Origin of the sequence: Spirillospora sp. CA-128828 (assembly GCF_050945415.1) — a bacterium.
In the GTDB taxonomy this organism is placed as follows: domain Bacteria; phylum Actinomycetota; class Actinomycetes; order Streptosporangiales; family Streptosporangiaceae; genus Spirillospora.
This window is the reverse complement of sequence record NZ_CP191986.1, coordinates 8,710,992-8,726,983: the sequence shown is the minus strand read 5'-3', so window position 1 is coordinate 8,726,983 and position 15,992 is coordinate 8,710,992. Positions and strand designations below refer to the sequence as shown.

The following is a 15,992-nucleotide window of genomic DNA, read 5'->3' as shown; positions in this document are numbered from 1 at the left end:
GGCGGCGGAGCGGAGCGGGCACGCGACGGACCGCTGGCGACGAGCTCGTCACGGTACGGAGGCGTCCCGTCGCGTGCGGGGACGTCGCGGGGAGCGGGGCCGCTCTGCCCGGCATGGCCGGGCCGGCGGCGTCCGGCTGGATCACCTGGTCTGCGGGGAGTGGACAGCGGGGGCTCCCGGGTGCGGGCCGGCGTGAGCCGGCGTGGACCGGTCGCCCGGCACCATATCCCGATATGACCCCGGGTTACTAAGATCCCCCAAGAAAGATCAATATCGCTACATTCTGTGATCGACGGGCCGCCGACTGTCTCCTTTCTGGTGCGGATACCGGAATGCCGCATGGCCGGGGGTGCGGCCGGGGGTGTGATCGCGGCTTGTTTTGACCCGTACACGCGCGGCCGAGTATCCTGCGTGTTTGTTGTGTGCGTTGACGCCTGCCCGCGCGGGCGGCAGTGAACGCGACGACGTGCCGGTGTGTCCCGAGCAAGCGCCTTTCGCGGTGTCGTGCGGGCCCCGGCCTCCCGGAGCGCCAGGTCGGACTTAGGTCTCTGATCGGCGCGAGCAGGATCGAAACCGCTGAGAGGTGGCGCTCGCCCACGATGGGGGAGCGAGGATCGACACCGCTGACAGGTAGCGTTCGCCCGCCTGGGGGACCGCTGAGAGTCGACAGAAACGAAGGCTTACGACCGTGCGCACGTACACCCCTAAGCCCGCTGACGTCCAGCGTCAGTGGTACGTCATCGACGCGACCGATGTCGTGCTGGGCCGTCTCGCCAGTCAGGTCGCGCAGTTGCTTCGGGGTAAGCACAAGCCGATCTACGCGCCGCATCTGGACACCGGTGACTTCGTCGTCATCGTGAACGCCGACAAGGTGTCGCTGTCCGGCAACAAGGCGGAGCGGAAGAAGGCGTACCGGCATTCCGGTTACCCCGGTGGCCTGCGCTCGATGACCTACACCGACCTGCTGGCCAAGCACCCCGAGCGGGCCGTCGAGAAGGCGATCAAGGGCATGCTGCCCAAGAACTCCCTCGGCCGGAAGATGTTCGGCAAGGTGAAGGTCTACGCCGGGCCCGACCACCCGCACCAGGCGCAGAAGCCGGTGCCGTTCGAGATCACCCAGATCAGCCAGATCAAGAAGTGACACCCCGCGCACGAGCCGATCGTGCGCACCGGAACGAGGCCGCCGGGGCACCCGCAGGACGGGCCAGCCGCCCTGGCTAGAACACCCCAAGGAGAACCGTGGACGACACCACCGGCGCCGAGCAGGCCGCCGAAGCCGAGTCGTACGAGGACGCGCCGTCCGAGTACAGCACCGAGACCCCCGAGGCCGCCGGCGAGGGCTACCTCGGCCAGCCGGTCGCGACCGGCCCCTCCGCCGGCACCGGCCGCCGCAAGCAGGCCATCGCGCGGGTCCGCATCGTCCCCGGCAGCGGCCAGTGGAAGATCAACGGCCGCACGCTGGACCAGTACTTCCCGAACAAGGTGCACCAGCAGATCGTGAACGAGCCGTTCGTGCTGCTGGGCCTGGAGGGCCAGTTCGACGTGCTCGCGCGCGTGAACGGCGGCGGCACCACCGGCCAGGCCGGTGCGCTGCGCCTCGGCATCTCCCGCGCGCTGCAGTTCGCGAACATCGAGCACCGCCCGGCGCTGAAGAAGGCCGGCTTCCTCACCCGCGACGCGCGGGTGCCGGAGCGCAAGAAGGCCGGTCTCAAGAAGGCCCGCAAGGCTCCGCAGTACAGCAAGCGTTGATCGACGGTACGAGCCGTCGCACCCCGTGGCTTCTCCGCGCCCGGCCAGCATGGCCGGCGCGCCCGGGTGCGGCGGCTCGTCCGCTTTTCCGGGGTGACCCCTCTTCGACCGGGAGTTGAACTGTGGCTCGTCTGTTCGGGACCGACGGCGTGCGCGGGCTCGCCAACCGCGACCTCACCGCCGCGCTCGCCATGGACCTGTCCGTCGCGGCGGCGCGGGTGCTGGGCGAGCGGGGCGCGTTCAAGGGGCACCGGCCGGTGGCGGTGGTCGGCCGTGATCCCCGGGCGTCCGGCGAGTTCCTGGAGGCGGCCGTCGTGGCGGGCCTCGCGAGCTCCGGGGTGGACGTGCTGCGCCTCGGCGTCCTGCCGACCCCCGCGGTCGCGCACCTGACCCACGAGTTGGACGCCGACCTCGGCGTGATGCTGTCGGCGTCGCACAACCCGGCCCCCGACAACGGCATCAAGTTCTTCGACCGCAGCGGCCACAAGCTCGCCGACGAGATCGAGGACCGGATCGAGGCCCGGCTCGGCGAGGTGTGGGACCCGCCGACCGGCGCCGGCGTCGGCCGCGTCCGGGAGGCGCACGGTGCGGTCGAGCAGTACGTGGCGCACCTGCTGTCGACCGTCCCGGTGTCGCTGGACGGGCTGCGCGTCGTGGTCGACTGCGCGAACGGGGCGTCCAGCGACGTGGCGCCGGAGGCGCTGCGCCGGGCCGGCGCCGAGGTCTTCACGATCGGGACGGCCCCGGACGGCCTGAACATCAACTCCGGCTGCGGCTCCACGCATCTGGAGGCGCTGCAGAAGGCCGTCAGGGAGCACGGCGCGGACGTGGGCATCGCCAACGACGGCGACGCCGACCGCTGCCTGGCCGTGACCGCGACCGGCGAGGTCGTGGACGGCGACCAGATCATGGCGATCCTGGCCCTGGACCTGCGCGAGTCGGGCGCGCTCGCCGCCGACACCGTCGTGGCGACCGTGATGTCCAACCTGGGGTTCAAGCTGGCCATGCGGGAGGCCGGGATCACCGTGGTGGAGACCGCGGTCGGCGACCGGTACGTCCTGGAGGCGATGAAGGAGGGCGGCTTCGGCTTCGGCGGCGAGCAGTCCGGCCACGTGATCATGCTGGACCACGCCACCACCGGCGACGGCGTCCTCACCGGCCTGCACCTGCTCGCCGCGATGGTCCGCCGCGGCCGCCCGCTGGACGAACTGACGAAGGTGATGACCCGGCTGCCGCAGGTGCTCGTCAACGTCAAGGACGTCGACAAGAACCGCGCGAAGACCTCGCCGGAACTGGCCGAGGCCGTCGCCGCCGCCGAGGAGGGGCTCGGCGACACCGGGCGCGTCCTGATCCGGCCCAGCGGCACCGAGCCGATGGTCCGCGTGATGGTGGAGGCCGCCTCCGAGGACCAGGCCCGGTCGGTGGCCGAGCACCTCGCCGGCGTGGTGCGCTCGGCGCTCGGCTAACGCTCGTCGATCTCCAGGCGGCCGACCTTCAGGTGCCTGATCTCGACGGTCCCCGCCTCCAGATGGGCGATGACCGCCCGCTTCACGACGAGCTTGCCGATCGCGACCGCGCCGACGGCGAGCGCGCCGACCGCCATCGACCCGAGCGCCAGCGAGCCGAGCCCGTTACCGAGCCGCAGCGTGAGACCGGTCGCGGACGCGCCGGTGACCTCGGCGCCGGTGGCCCGCGCCCCGACGCCCCGCTCCGTCCGCACCCGCACCCGCTCGTCCGTGGCGTCGTCCGCGCCCTCGATGCCGTTACCGCCTGATTCGCTGCTCATCCGACGAGCATACGAGGCCTCAGCACCGCCCGAGGAAGTTCTGGAGGGCGTCGTGGTCGGGGCGGGTGACCGGGAGCGAGTACTTCTCGGCCACCGCGATGTACTTGATCGCGTAGACGCACTGGAAGCCCTTCTGCGGTTTCCATTCGCCGGGGCCGGAGTCGCTCTTCTGCTGGTTCGGCACGCCCCAGACGGCGAGCAGGTTGTCGCGGTCGTTGGCGAACTGCTCGCGCCTGTCCTCGCTCCACCTGGACGCCCCCATCCGCCAGGCGAGGGCGAGGGGGTAGACGTGGTCGATCTGCACCTTGGCGGCGTCCTTCTTCGCGAAGGTGATCTCCTTGCCGCTGTAGGGGTCGTCCAGGTGGCCGGCCAGGACGATGCAGCGGCCCTTCTTCTCGACCTTCGTCAGGTCCCGGGCGAGGACGTCGTTGCGCTGGTCGCAGCCGTTGTGGTCGGTGTCCTTCCAGCGGGTGCCGAACTTGTCGCGCTTGTAGCCGTCGCCGTCGCCCTCCGAGGCGAGGCGCAGGCCCGAAAGGTCCTTGCGGGCCCGGGCCTCCGCTCCGGGCGCGGGCTTGGCGCCCGACGACGGCGACCCCGTCTCCGAGAGCCCCGCGCTTCCCTCACAGCCCGCCGTGACCAGCGGGACGGCGACCGCGAGCGCCACCGCGGCCGTCCGTACCGCGGTCACCGGCACCGGCGTCCGTGCCATGCCCTCACCGCCCTGGGGTTATCTGTCGATTTTTGCCACCATGCAGGCAAATAACCGATCAAAGCGTAGGACTGGCGTCCGCGCTACGGCGCCCCGCCGTTTAGGGCACGATTGGCCCGTGCTGCATCTCAGAGCGATCGTCCCGGCGGACCACACGGACGAGGTGTGCGCCGTTCTCGCCGACTGCGCCGGGGCCACCAACGTGGTCGTCCTCGAAGGCGCCGCGCGTGCCCCGAGCGGCGACCTCGTGACCGCCGACATCGCCCGCGAGGCCGCGAACGAGGTGCTGGACGCGCTCCGCGCGCTCGGCGTCGACCGGGACGGCTCCATCGCCCTCGACAAGGTCGACCTGACGCTGTCGCAGCGCGCCGATCTCGCCAAGGAGCTGGCGCCCGGCCACGGCGACGACGCCGTCGTCTGGGAGGAGCTGGACCGGCAGGTCACCGAGGGGACGGCACTGACCTGGTCGTTCGTCGCGTTCCTCGCGCTCGCCACGCAGCTGGCCGGGATCGCCGCGCTGATCGACTCGCCGGTGCTGGTGGTCGGCGCGATGGTCCTCGGGCCGGAGTTCGGCGCCGTGGCGGCGATCTGCTACGGCCTCGTCCGGCTGCAGCCGGGCCGGATCGCCGAGGCGGTGCGGGCGCTGCTGGTCGGGTTCGCCGTGGCGATCGTGATCACCTATGTGTGCGCGCTGGTCAGCCGGTGGATCGGCGTGATCGAGCTGGACCGGCTGCCGGCCGAGCGGCCTCTCACCGCGTTCATCTACAGCCCGGACCGCTGGTCGTTCATCGTCGCGCTGCTCGCCGGCGCGGCCGGGGTCCTGTCGCTCACCGCGGGCAAGTCGTCGGCGCTGGTCGGGGTCTTCATCTCCGTCACCACCGTGCCCGCCGCCGGCAACCTCGCGGTCGCGATGGCGCTCCGGCACGGCAGCGAGATCACCGGCTCGCTGCTCCAGCTCGCCGTCAACTTCGCCGGGATGATCATCGCCGGGGCGCTGACGCTGCTCGTCCAGCGGGCGCTGTGGTCGGCCGTGCTGCGGCGGCGGAGCGAAAGGTCGGCCGTTCGGGGAACTTAGGTCGATCCGGCATCGGACCAAAGGCTGCCCCTCATCGCCCTTTAGGGTGACGTGCGGCACGTCGCCGGGGACTAGGTTCGAAGTATGCCGATCATCGCCACCCAGGGCCTGACGATGAGGTTCCCCCGGGTGACCGCCCTGGACGACCTCTCCGTGGCCGTCGAACCCGGAGTCGTCGGGCTGGTCGGCGCCAACGGCGCCGGCAAGTCGACGCTCATCAAGATCCTGCTCGGGCTGCTGCCGCCGACGTCCGGCACCGCGACCGTGCTGGGCCTCGACATCGCGCGCGAGGGCCTGCGGATCCGGGAGAGCGTCGGGTTCATGCCCGAGTACGAGTGCCTGCCCCCGGACGTGTCCGCGACCGAGTTCGTCGTGCACATGGCCCGGATGTGCGGGCTGCCGCCGACCGCGGCCCGAGAACGCGCGGCCGACACGCTCCGGCACGTCGGCCTGTACGAGGAGCGGTACCGCCCCATCGGCGGCTACTCCACGGGCATGCGGCAGCGGGTGAAGCTGGCGCAGGCCCTCGTCCACGACCCGAAGCTCGTCTTCCTGGACGAGCCCACCAACGGCCTGGACCCGGCCGGGCGCGACGAGATGCTCGACCTGATCCGCCGGATCGGCGCCGAGTTCGGGATCAGCGTCCTCGTCACGTCCCACCTGCTGGGCGAGCTGGAGCGGGTCTGCGACCACGTCGTCATCATCGACGGCGGCAAGCTGCTGCGCTCGCAGGCGGTCGAGGCGTACACGGCCGAGAGCGGCGTCCTCACCGTCGAGGTGGACGAGGGGCGCGACACCCTCGGGCAGCACCTCTACGACCAGGGCGTGACCGTCCATCCGGAGGGCCGGTTCCTCGTCGTCGACATCGCGGGCGAGCAGACCTACGACCTGATCCGCGACGGCGTCGCCGACCTAGGGCTGCGGCTCATCCGGCTGGAGCAGCGCCGCCACCACATCGAAGAGGTCTTCCAGACGCCGGCCGCGCCGCCGCCGCCCGCCGGAACCGTCCAGCAGGGGGCGCCCCGATGAGCACGAGCACGATCCACGACATCGGCTACCGCCACTACGACGGCCGCCGCAACGGCCGCGCGTACGTGCTGCGGTCGCTGTACGTCCACAACCTGCGCGCCGCCTACGGCCTCGGCCGTCCGGCGCGCGCCAAGGTGATGCCGTTCCTGCTGGCGGCGATCATGCTGCTGCCGGCCGCCGGGTCGGTCGCGGCGTTCGCGTTCAGCAAGCAGGAGGACGCGCTGTTCCGCTACTCCTCCTACGTCGTCATCATGCAGGTCATCGTGGCGATCTTCCTGGCGACGCAGGCGCCGGTGCTGGCCTCGCGGGAGGTGCGCTTCCACGTCATCCCGCTGTACTTCTCGCGACCGGTCGGCCATCTCGACTTCGTGCTGGCCAAGGGCGCCGCGATGGCGACCGCGCTGTTCGCGCTGATGGCGGTGCCCGTCACCGTCCTGTACGTCGGCGGCCTGATCGCCAAGATGCCGGACCCGGGCGAGCAGGTGCTCAAGTACCTGGGCGCCCTGGTCGGCTGCGTGCTGTTCGCGCTCGTGCTGGCCGCGATCGGGATGGTGGTCGCGGCGTTCACCCCGCGGCGCGGCTTCGGGGTCGCGGCCGTCATCGCCGTCTACATGATCAGCGCCGCGTTCGTCGGGGCCGTCCAGGGGATCGCCGAGGCGCAGACGAACTTCACCCTCCAGGGCTGGGCGGGGCTGTTCACGCCGTTCAACCTGGTGGACATCGTCCAGGTCAGGCTGCTGGGCGCGCAGACGTCCTCGCCCGGGGTGCCGTCCGGGATCGCCGGCGGCGCCGTCGCGCTGGCGTTGTGCGCCGTCATCGTGCTCGGCTCGGTCGCGGTGCTGTACCGCAGGTTCCGGAAGGCGGGCCTCTCATGAGTGAGCGAAGCGAGGCGGGGGGTGTGGGGGGTCGTCCCCCCACAGGGAGCATGAGCGAGTTGGTTCTGGACAACGTGTCCCGCTGGTACGGGAACGTCGTCGCGGTCAACGGCGTGTCGATGAAGGTTGGGCCGGGCGTCACCGGGCTTCTCGGCCCGAACGGCGCCGGCAAGTCGACGCTGATCCACATGATGGGCGGGTTCCTGGCGCCGTCGTCGGGCTCGGTCACCCTGGACGGGACGCCGATCTGGCGGAATCCGGGCATCTACCGCAGCCTGGGTCTCGTCCCGGAGCGCGAGTCGGCGTACGACTTCCTCACCGGCGAGCAGTTCATCCTCGCGATGGCCAAGCTGCACAAGCTGCCCGACCCGGGCGCCGCCGCCCGCCGCGCCATCGGCCTGGTGGAGATGGACTACGCGGCCGGACGCCCGATCGGCAACTACTCCAAGGGCATGAAGCAGCGCATCAAGATGGCGTCGGCACTGGTGCACGACCCGCCCGTGCTGCTGCTGGACGAGCCGTTCAACGGCATGGACCCGAGGCAGCGCCTCCAGCTGATGGACCTCATCCAGCGGATGGCCGCCGAGGGCCGCACGATCCTGTTCTCCTCGCACATCCTGGAGGAGGTCGAGCGGCTCGCCAGCCACATCGAGGTGATCGTGGCGGGCCGGCACGCCGCGTCCGGCGACTTCCGCAAGATCCGGCGGCTGATGACCGACCGGCCGCACATCTTCCTGGTCCGATCGTCCGACGACCGCCGGCTCGCCGCCGCGATCATCGCGGACGGCTCGGCCCGCAGCGTCCAGCTCACCGACAAGGGCCTGCAGATCGAGGCGGTCGACTTCCAGCGCTTCACCTGGCTGCTTCCGCAGGTCTCGCGGGACGCCGGGGTGCGGCTCTGGGAGGTCTCCCCCGCGGACGAGTCCCTCGAAAGCGTCTTCTCCTATCTGGTGGCCCGATGAACGGCACAATCGCGATGATCACGTTCCGGGCGATGCTCGGCCGCAAGCGCGCGCTGCTCCTGCTGGTGCTGCCGCTGCTCCTGCTGGTCCTGGCGGTCGCACTGCGCGTGACCGGCAACGACGACCTGGACATCTCGGCGAACGTCCTGCAGAAGTTCGGCCTGGCGACGCTGCTGCCGCTGCTCGCGCTGATCGCCGGCACCGGCGTGATCGGGCCGGAGATCGACGACGGCCAGATCATGTACGTGCTGACCAAGCCGATCCCGCGCGAGGTGATCGTGCTGACGAAGCTGGCCGTGGCGATCGTGCTGGTGACGGTCTTCGCAGTGGTCCCGACGCTGCTGGCGGGCCTCGTCCTGACCGGGACGACCGCGCAGATGACGCCGGCGTTCACGGTCGGGGTCCTGGCCGGCGGCGTCGCCTACAGCGCGGTGTTCGTCGCGCTCGCGGTCGCCAGCCGCAACGCCGTCACCATCGGCCTGCTGTACGCGCTGGTGTGGGAGACGCTGCTGGGCAGCTTCGCGCCGGGCGCGAAGTCGGCGTCCATCCAGCAGTGGTCCCTGTCGGTCATCGACGCGCTCACCGGGGCCTCGCCGGTCAAGTCGACGGTCGACCTCCCGCTGGCCATCGGCCTGCTGGTCGCGGTCACGCTCATCGGGGCGTTCCTGGCCACCTTCCGGCTCCGCTCGCTGCCGGTCGCCAGCGCCGACTAGCGGGGTAGGAGGCCGCGGTCCATGGCGACGACGACGGCGTGGGTGCGGTCGCTGACGTCCAGCTTCGCGAAGACGCGGAGGAGGTGCGTCTTGACGGTCGCCTCGGCGATGACGAGCCGCCGGCCGATCTCGGCGTTGGACAGGCCGTCGGCGACCGCCCGCAGCACGTCGATCTCCCGGGCGGTCAGCGCGGCCTGCTCGGGGCGGCGCATCCGGGCGACGAGCTTTTCCGCGACGCGCGGGGCGAGGACGGTCTCGCCCCGCGCCGCCGCGTGGATGGCGTCCACGAGCTGGTCGCGCGTGGTGTCCTTGAGCAGGTAGCCGATGGCGCCGGCCTCGATCGCGCGCTCGATCTCGGTGTCGGTGTCGTAGGTGGTGAGGACGAGGACGCGGGTCCCGGTCGAGCCGATCCGGGCGGTGGCGGCGACCCCGTCCAGCACGGGCATCCGCAGGTCGAGCAGCGCGACGTCGGGCCGGAGCCGCTCGGCGAGGGCCACCGCCTCGCGGCCGTCGCCCGCCTCGCCGACGATCTCGATGGTGGGTTCGGCGGCCAGCAGCGCGACGACGCCGGCGCGCATGACCGTGTGGTCGTCCACCACGATGATCCTGAGTTTCCCGGTCATGTCATGCCTTCGCGGGGATCATGGCGAGGATCCGGGTCCCGTCGCCGGGGGAGCTGGTCACGGTGAGCTCGCCGCCCAGCTCGGCGAGGCGGCGGCGCATGCCGTCCAGGCCGAAGCCGCGGGACTCCGCCACGACGAAGCCGCGCCCGTCGTCGGTGATCTCCAGTTCCACGACGTGGGGATGCCGTTCGAGGACGACCCCGACCGTGGAAGCGGCGGCGTGCTTGCGGACGTTCGCGAGCGACTCCTGGGTGCAGCGCAGCAGCGCGATCCGGGTCGTCTGGTCGCAGTCGACGTCCGGCAGGTCGGCGGTGACGGTGAGCCCGGTGTCCTCGGCGAACCGGTCGAGGGTGCGGCGCAGCGTCCGGGCCACGGACCCCGGAGCGACCTCGCCCTGCGACGCCGCCCCGACGAGGACGCGCGCCTCGGCGAGGTTCTCCCGCGCGGTCTGCTCGATCGAGACGAGCTGCTGGGCGCTTCTGCCCGGATCGGAGCCGAGGCCGTTCCGGGCCGCCTCCGCCAGGACGACGATGGACGCGAATCCCTGCGCGAGCGTGTCGTGGATCTCCCGGGCGAGGCGTTCGCGCTCGTCGGTGGCGCCCTGCCGGCGCTGCGCCTCGGCGAGCCGCCGCTCGGCGTCGGCGAGGTCCGCGGCGAGGAGGCGGGCGCGTTCGTCGTGCCGCCCGACGACCCGGTGCATCCACAGCCCGAACAGGATCCCGGCCGCGGACCCGACGACCGCGGCGATGGAGTTGCCGCTGAGGTGCTCCCCGTCCGGGGCCGTCCGGGCCGCGTCGGCGGCGACCGTGGCCGCGGTGACGGCGCCGCTGAGGACGACCGCGCGCCGAGGGCTTCCGGCGAAGATCCAGAAGTGCGGGAGCGAGACGATGAGCAGGGACGCGGCGCCGTCCATCAGGTAGGAGACGGCGCCGATCCCCGCGATGAGCGCGCCCAGGAACGTGTTGCGGCGGAGTGCCGGGTTCCCGGGGAACGTCCCCGTGATCGGATAGCAGAGCCCGAGCATTGACAGCAGCGCCATCGTGGCCGACCTGGTGGACTCCGGCTGGTCCCACACCGCTATCGCGGGCGGGACCAGCCCGAACAGCACCCAGGCGGCGACGTACCACCTGCGGAGCGCCCGTTCCTGGGGCCGTTCGCCGGGCTGCGTCACGCCGATCAGCCTACGTTCTGCAGCGCCCGCCCCGCCGCGTCGTCCGTGGTCCGCCGGATGCTCCGCGACGGCCACCAGCACCGGTCGCCGAGCAGCAGCATCAGCGCGGGCAGGATCATGATGCGGATGACGGCGGCGTCCAGCAGGACGGCCACCGCCAGCGCGAAGCCCATCTGCTTCAGCTCGATGACGTGGACGAAGACGAAGCTGGTGAACACCGTCACCATCACGAACGCGGCGCTGGTCACCACGCTCGCCGAGCCGCCGACCCCGTCCAGCACGGCCTGCCGCGTGGGGACGCCGCGCAGCGCCGCCTCCCGGATCCGGCTGATGACGAACACCTGGTAGTCCATCGACAGCCCGAACAGGATCACGAACAGGAACAGCGGGACGCGGGAGCCGATCGACCCGGTGGAGGTGAAGTCGAGCAGGCCCTCCGCCCACGTCCCCTGGAACACCAGGGTCAGCAAGCCGAGCGCGGCGCCCGCCGACAGCATGTTCAGCACCACGCCGATCAGCCCGAGGACCACCGACCGGAACGCCCAGACGGTCATCGCGAACGTCACCAGCAGCAGCCCCCCGATGACGAACGGCAGCTTGCTCTTCTGATGGTCGGGGTAGTCGGCGTAGCGGGCCACGTCGCCGGTCACGGCGGTCTCGACGCCGAGCTTCCCGACCGTCGCGGGCACGTACTCGCCGCGGACGTGGTCCAGGGACCGCTGCGCCTCGTCGGTGCTGACGTGGTGGGGCACCGCGAGTTCGAGCAGGCTGATCCGCCGGTCCGCCGAGGTGCGCAGTTCGGATGTCCCGGCGAGAAGCGGGTCGCTCCCGGCCCGCGCCGCCAGGTCGCGCAGGGCGGCCTGCACTTCGTCCGCGCGGTCGGCGTCCGCCTTGACGACCACCTGGTGCATCGACTTCAGCTCGGGGAACGCCGCGTTCAGCCGGTCATAGACCTGCATCGCGGGGATCTCCCGCGGGTGGCTGTCGCGCCCCATGTCGGTCAGGTTGAAGTTCAGCAGCGGCGCGGCCAGCGCCAGCATCGCCAGCACCGAGACGGCCAGCGTCGCCGCCGGGTGCTTGCCCGTGGGACGCAGCATCGCCTTCGTGATCCGTCCGCCGCCGGTCCTCGGCGCCTTCGGGGCCCGGCCGCGCCGGGCCGCCCGCCGCTCCGCCCAGCCGCCGAGCTTCGCCAGCACGGCGGGCAGGACGGTCAGCGAGCTGACGACCGCGACCAGCGTGACGACGATCGCGGCGGTGGCGATCGAGGAGAAGATCACATCGTCCGCCAGGTACAGCGTCGCGCTCGACGCGGCGACCGCGAGCCCGGACATCACGACCGAACGCCCGGACGTCGCCGCCGCGATCTCCACCGTCGCCCGCGCGTTCAGCCGGCCGCCCGACCGGGCCCGTTCCTCCCGTTCCCGCTTGAGGTAGAAGAGCGTGTAGTCGACGCCGACCGCCATGCCGATCAGCAGGATCACGCTGGCGCCGATGCCGGCGTCCGGGAACACGTGCGAGGCGAGCATCGACAGGCCGATCGCCGCCGCGATCGACGTGAGCGCGAGCACCACCGGTACGACCGCCACCGCGAAGGACCCGAACACCACCAGCAGCGTGACCAGCGTGATCGGCAGGGCGATCACCTCGGTGCGGGCGAGGTCGCGGCCCTGCAGCTCGCCGACGCCCTTGCTGATGGACGGGCTGCCCGTCTCCTCCACCTTCACGTCCGGATGGGCCGCCCGCACGGCGGCCGTCTGAGCCTGCAACGGCTCGACGTGGTCCTTGCCCTGGAGCTCGGAGCCCTTCAGGGTCACGTCCACGCGCAGCGCCGTGCCGTCCTTCGACCGCACCGGCGCGGACACCGACTCGACCTCCGGGAGCCGTTTCATCCGCGCGGCGGCGTCCCGCGCCGCCGCGCCGGCCGCGGCCCCGCCGCCGGTGATCAGCACACGCTCGACGGGCTTCTGCTGCAGCCCGCCCTCGGCGGCCATCGCCTCGGCCCGGCCGGCCTCGCCGATCCGGAAGTCCTCGGTCGTGGCGGCGTGCCCGCCGACCGCGACTCCGACGCCGAGGCACAGGACGACGAACAGGAACCAGGCGGCGATCCCGCGCCAGGGGTGCCCGGCGCTCCACCGGGCCATGCGTACGGTGAGATTCGTCATGCGAGAAATGCTCGCCGCGAGCCCCTGTCCGGCATGAGCCTCGACCGGTTGAACCCGCCGTCCACCGATCGGTGGACGCCGGCCGCCCGTCAGCCGGTGACGCGGGTCAGCTCGGCGATGACCTCGGACGCGGTGACCTGGTCGAGCGCGCCGAACGGGAGCGCCTTTCCGGAGTACCGGCCCGTCATGAGCATGACGTACTGGATCGTCTGCTCCGCGTACTCCTCGGGGTCCATGACGCGGATGCCCGGCTCGAAGGCGACCATCACGTGCCGGTCGTCCGGCGTCATGAGGTTCACCTGGCGGCGGAACCCGCCGGTCTCCTTCTCGCCGAGCTCCCAGCCGCGGGACGTCATGCCGAGGAACCTGCCGAAGTGGGCGGTGCGCCCCTCGAAGCGCGTCAGCCGGTCCGCGTCGCGTTCGTCGTCCGCGAGCGTGTGCGCGGGCCGTCCGAGCTGCGGGAACGGCTGGAGGATCTCGTAGTCGGCGAGGACCGGCGCCCAGGCCGCCACGGCGTCCGCGCCGAGCAGGATCGGGTGCGGCAGGGTCACGCGGGCGTCCGGCGGAAGGGTGAACTCGTCGTCGTGGACGTCGGCGAGGGAGCGGTCCTCGGCGACCCGGAAGGCGGCCTCGCCGGCGGACCACACCAGGCGCCGTGCGATGTGGCACATCAGCGGGTGGCCGACGAAGATGGCGCGGAACTCCTCCGGCGTCCAGGAACGCCCTGTGACCATCGCCCTTTCCAGGCGCTTGATCTGGTCGGCGGCGACCGTCCGGGCCTCCTTCTTGAGGTCGGCGAACCTCTTGTAGGCGACCGGCGCGAGGGTGTCGTCGTCCTTGACGCCCGGCTTGGGCAGCGTCTTGCGGGGCTTGCCGTCCTCGTCGGTCACGAACGGCTTGAGCTGCTCGTCGAAGCCGACGACGAACCTGCGCGGGCCGTAGTCGAGCGTCATCGAGCCCTCGGGGTCCAGCCCCAGGCCGGGAACGAGCCGGTCGGCCAGCTGCTCGGAGGTGAGCCCGCGTTCCTTGGCGATGCGGTCGAGACCGCTCTGCGCGTTCCGCCGGATCCTCGCCGGGTCCTGCGCCTTGCGCGCGAGATGGTGCAGATGGCGCAGCGCGGAGTCGGTGCCGAGGCGGGTGAACAGGTTCAGCGCGCTCGCCCCTCCCGCCTCCCACACGTACGCCTTCGACCATCGGGCGACGATCGGGGCGAGGCGGTCGGCGTTGCGATCGTCGCTCATATGGAACAGGGCGTGCTGGACGCCGGGCGAGGCCCAGAGCTTCGGGTGCCGGTCGGCCCGGTAGAGCTCCCAGACGAACTCGGCCAGCGAGGCGGGGTCCAGGTGCTCGGCGACGTGGGGGACGGCCGGATACGGCTTCCACGTGTCCGAGATGGACAGCATCGTGATGAAGTGCCGGGTCGCGGAGGCGGGCAGCGCCTGCTCCCGTCCCCGCATCAGGATCCGCGGCAGCCGCTCGGGATCCCATCCCTCCGGGACGTCCGGCAGCGGGTCGGGGTACCGGTCGAGCGGATCGGTGCGCAGCGCGGAGATCGCCTCCACGGCCTCGTCACCGAAGTGCCGGGCGGCCTCCACGAGCATCTCGTCGCCGTGCCGCTCGGCGACGTGCCGCACCGCCGCCTCCGCGAGCTCCCGTTTCGGACCGGGCTTGCGCAGCGCGTCCGGGATCGTCAGCCGGACCGCGTCCACCCCGTGCAGGGCGTACCAGGACTCCTGCGCCTCGTTGCCGCGGAACGAGGTGGGAGAAGGGTCGAAGTCCTTGATCATGGCTTGGGCGACGGCGTGGTCCAGGAAGGGGACGAGCGCGTACACGCTCCACTTCTGCTTCTTCACCTGGTGCATGACCAGCGGATACGCGGCCGTCCCGTGCCGTGCCACCGCGCCGCGGTCGGCGCCCAGATTCCAGAACCTGACGAAGGGATCCCAGTAGCGCTCGTCGGCGAGCAGCTTCTCACCCAGCTCCAGGGGGGCCTGCATGACCAGCCCGACGAACAGGGTCTCGAACCGCTTCTTGTCCCGCTTCAGCAGGTCGAGGGCGCCGTCGCCGGCGAAGAGCTCGGCGACCTCGCCCCAGTCGGTGTCCCCCGGCATGCGCTCGCCGTACTTGTACGGGTGATCAAGCCACTCGTCCCGCTGGCCGGGAGCCCAGCGGAGGACGGTCGGATCCTTGATCCTCCTCAGTTTGAGGACGGCGGGCTCGGTGGTCTTCCCGGGCACGGCCCACGGCGGCTCGACGAGCAGGCGGGGGAGGGCGCTCTCAGGGGCGTCTTCGATGTGGGGGGTCTCGGTCATCACTCAGGCCTGGCTCAGTTCCTTCGCGGCTTCCTTGAGGTCCTTGGCGGTGTCGATGGCACGCCAGTAGGCGCCCTGAGGAATCGGGTATCCCGCCAAGCGGCGCTCCCTGGCCAGTTGCGGGAACGTCGTGCGTTCGTGGTCCCCCTCGTCCGGGAGCAGCTCTGCGAAGTCCGGAGCGAAGACGTACAGGCCCGCGTTGATCTGGTACGGCGACGGAGGGGCCTCGATGAAGTCCAGGATTTGGCCGAATTCATTGGTCTCCACGGCGCCCCACGGCATGTTGGGCCGGGCCAGGGCCAGCGTGGCCGTCGCGCCTCGTTCCATGTGGAACGCCGCCATCTCCCGCAGGGAGAACCGCGTCCAGACGTCGCCGTTGGCGGCGTACCACGGCTCGTCGGGCTGCGGCAGCGCCTTCGCCGCGTACTTCAGGCCGCCACCGCGCCCCAGCGGCTCGTTCTCGACGACCGTGCTGGTCTTCATGGGCAGGTCGGCGCCGGCGAGCCACTCCTGGAGGACCTCGGCCAGGTGCCCGCAGGACACCACCACGTCCGTGACACCCTCCGACGCCAGCCACTCCAGCTGGTGGCCGATGATCGGCGTCCCGGTTCCGGGAATCTCCACCATCGGTTTGGGGCGGTCGTCGGTGTAGGGGCGCAGACGTGAGCCCTGGCCCCCGGCCAGGATGACCGCCTGCGTCACCTGACCCGCACGGTGGGAAGTCGTCATGGCGGTAAGGATAGGGGCCGGACCCGTGGCCGCCGGTGGCGAACCTGTTCGGTGGTGCTGTGGAGGTGTGCCGTATCCCCTGGGGCCCGGCCGTGTT

At 71.5% G+C, this 15,992-nt stretch carries 15 protein-coding genes; 8 read left to right on the top strand and 7 right to left on the bottom strand.

The window, feature by feature from the left end:
* Positions 1 to 688 precede the first annotated feature (688 nt).
* The 3 genes from rplM to glmM all read left to right on the top strand — a co-directional run bounded on the left by rplM (position 689) and on the right by glmM (position 3,215).
* Positions 689 to 1,141, top strand: a complete 453-nt coding sequence (rplM, locus tag ACQPXG_RS41805; protein ID WP_433464685.1) for a 50S ribosomal protein L13 — start codon at positions 689 to 691, stop codon at positions 1,139 to 1,141.
* Between the two features lie 98 nt (positions 1,142 to 1,239).
* On the top strand, positions 1,240 to 1,749 hold the full coding sequence (gene rpsI / locus ACQPXG_RS41800) for a 30S ribosomal protein S9 (protein ID WP_433464684.1): 510 nt from the start codon (positions 1,240 to 1,242) through the stop codon (positions 1,747 to 1,749).
* 122 nt (positions 1,750 to 1,871) lie between these two features.
* Positions 1,872 to 3,215: a phosphoglucosamine mutase gene (glmM, locus tag ACQPXG_RS41795; protein ID WP_433464683.1), complete on the top strand. Its 1,344-nt coding sequence runs from the start codon at positions 1,872 to 1,874 to the stop codon at positions 3,213 to 3,215.
* On the opposite strand, the gene ACQPXG_RS41790 is transcribed toward glmM, so the two are convergent.
* Both ACQPXG_RS41790 and ACQPXG_RS41785 read right to left on the bottom strand, forming a co-directional pair.
* Positions 3,212 to 3,535 carry a hypothetical protein gene (locus tag ACQPXG_RS41790; protein WP_433464682.1) on the bottom strand — a complete coding sequence of 108 codons (324 nt, stop codon included), beginning with the start codon at positions 3,533 to 3,535 and terminating at the stop codon, positions 3,212 to 3,214. The genes glmM and ACQPXG_RS41790 overlap by 4 nt on opposite strands.
* Before the next feature lie 19 nt (positions 3,536 to 3,554).
* Entirely contained in the window at positions 3,555 to 4,244 is a 690-nt protein-coding gene (locus ACQPXG_RS41785; protein ID WP_433464681.1) for an HNH endonuclease family protein, read from the bottom strand.
* Between the two features lie 118 nt (positions 4,245 to 4,362).
* Here ACQPXG_RS41785 and ACQPXG_RS41780 point away from each other — a divergent pair, with 118 nt between their 5' ends.
* From ACQPXG_RS41780 to ACQPXG_RS41760, 5 genes are all read left to right on the top strand, one after another.
* Positions 4,363 to 5,319, top strand: coding sequence for a DUF389 domain-containing protein (locus tag ACQPXG_RS41780; RefSeq protein ID WP_433464680.1), 957 nt, complete (start codon positions 4,363 to 4,365; stop codon positions 5,317 to 5,319).
* Between the two features lie 84 nt (positions 5,320 to 5,403).
* Positions 5,404 to 6,348, top strand: coding sequence for an ABC transporter ATP-binding protein (locus tag ACQPXG_RS41775; RefSeq protein ID WP_433464679.1), 945 nt, complete (start codon positions 5,404 to 5,406; stop codon positions 6,346 to 6,348).
* Complete coding sequence (locus ACQPXG_RS41770) at positions 6,345 to 7,223, top strand: ABC transporter permease (RefSeq protein ID WP_433464678.1); 879 nt, start codon at positions 6,345 to 6,347, stop codon at positions 7,221 to 7,223. Before ACQPXG_RS41775 ends, ACQPXG_RS41770 begins: the two co-directional genes overlap by 4 nt.
* A gap of 50 nt (positions 7,224 to 7,273) precedes the next feature.
* Positions 7,274 to 8,185: an ABC transporter ATP-binding protein gene (locus tag ACQPXG_RS41765; RefSeq protein WP_433464677.1), complete on the top strand. Its 912-nt coding sequence runs from the start codon at positions 7,274 to 7,276 to the stop codon at positions 8,183 to 8,185.
* Positions 8,182 to 8,898, top strand: coding sequence for an ABC transporter permease (locus ACQPXG_RS41760; RefSeq protein WP_433464676.1), 717 nt, complete (start codon positions 8,182 to 8,184; stop codon positions 8,896 to 8,898). Before ACQPXG_RS41765 ends, ACQPXG_RS41760 begins: the two co-directional genes overlap by 4 nt.
* Here ACQPXG_RS41760 and ACQPXG_RS41755 read toward each other — a convergent pair.
* The 5 genes from ACQPXG_RS41755 to ACQPXG_RS41735 all read right to left on the bottom strand — a co-directional run bounded on the left by ACQPXG_RS41755 (position 8,895) and on the right by ACQPXG_RS41735 (position 15,895).
* Positions 8,895 to 9,521 (bottom strand): response regulator, encoded by a 627-nt coding sequence (locus tag ACQPXG_RS41755; protein WP_433464675.1) that lies wholly within the window; start codon positions 9,519 to 9,521, stop codon positions 8,895 to 8,897. The genes ACQPXG_RS41760 and ACQPXG_RS41755 overlap by 4 nt on opposite strands.
* Before the next feature lies 1 nt (position 9,522).
* Complete coding sequence (locus tag ACQPXG_RS41750; RefSeq protein ID WP_433464674.1) at positions 9,523 to 10,692, bottom strand: sensor histidine kinase; 1,170 nt, start codon at positions 10,690 to 10,692, stop codon at positions 9,523 to 9,525.
* Between the two features lie 5 nt (positions 10,693 to 10,697).
* Positions 10,698 to 12,854 carry an MMPL family transporter gene (locus ACQPXG_RS41745; protein WP_433464673.1) on the bottom strand — a complete coding sequence of 719 codons (2,157 nt, stop codon included), beginning with the start codon at positions 12,852 to 12,854 and terminating at the stop codon, positions 10,698 to 10,700.
* A gap of 89 nt (positions 12,855 to 12,943) precedes the next feature.
* On the bottom strand, positions 12,944 to 15,166 hold the full coding sequence (locus ACQPXG_RS41740; RefSeq protein WP_433464672.1) for a DUF4132 domain-containing protein: 2,223 nt from the start codon (positions 15,164 to 15,166) through the stop codon (positions 12,944 to 12,946).
* Between the two features lie 3 nt (positions 15,167 to 15,169).
* The gene (locus ACQPXG_RS41735) at positions 15,170 to 15,895 is read right to left on the bottom strand and encodes a nucleotidyltransferase family protein (protein WP_433464671.1); all 726 of its coding nucleotides are present in this window, start codon (positions 15,893 to 15,895) and stop codon (positions 15,170 to 15,172) included.
* Between the last annotated feature and the right edge of the window lie 97 nt (positions 15,896 to 15,992).

Bases quoted from the DNA above. Each gene is read 5' to 3' on its own strand.
- ACQPXG_RS41790 (WP_433464682.1), bottom strand. From the start codon at position 3,535: ATGAGCAGCGAATCAGGCGGTAACGGCATCGAGGGCGCGGACGACGCC.
- ACQPXG_RS41785 (WP_433464681.1), bottom strand. From the start codon at position 4,244: ATGGCACGGACGCCGGTGCCGGTGACCGCGGTACGGACGGCCGCGGTG.
- ACQPXG_RS41775 (WP_433464679.1), top strand. From the start codon at position 5,404: ATGCCGATCATCGCCACCCAGGGCCTGACGATGAGGTTCCCCCGGGTG.
- ACQPXG_RS41770 (WP_433464678.1), top strand. From the start codon at position 6,345: ATGAGCACGAGCACGATCCACGACATCGGCTACCGCCACTACGACGGC.
- ACQPXG_RS41765 (WP_433464677.1), top strand. From the start codon at position 7,274: ATGAGCGAGTTGGTTCTGGACAACGTGTCCCGCTGGTACGGGAACGTC.
- ACQPXG_RS41760 (WP_433464676.1), top strand. From the start codon at position 8,182: ATGAACGGCACAATCGCGATGATCACGTTCCGGGCGATGCTCGGCCGC.
- ACQPXG_RS41755 (WP_433464675.1), bottom strand. From the start codon at position 9,521: ATGACCGGGAAACTCAGGATCATCGTGGTGGACGACCACACGGTCATG.
- ACQPXG_RS41745 (WP_433464673.1), bottom strand. From the start codon at position 12,854: ATGACGAATCTCACCGTACGCATGGCCCGGTGGAGCGCCGGGCACCCC.
- ACQPXG_RS41740 (WP_433464672.1), bottom strand. From the start codon at position 15,166: ATGACCGAGACCCCCCACATCGAAGACGCCCCTGAGAGCGCCCTCCCC.
- ACQPXG_RS41735 (WP_433464671.1), bottom strand. From the start codon at position 15,895: ATGACGACTTCCCACCGTGCGGGTCAGGTGACGCAGGCGGTCATCCTG.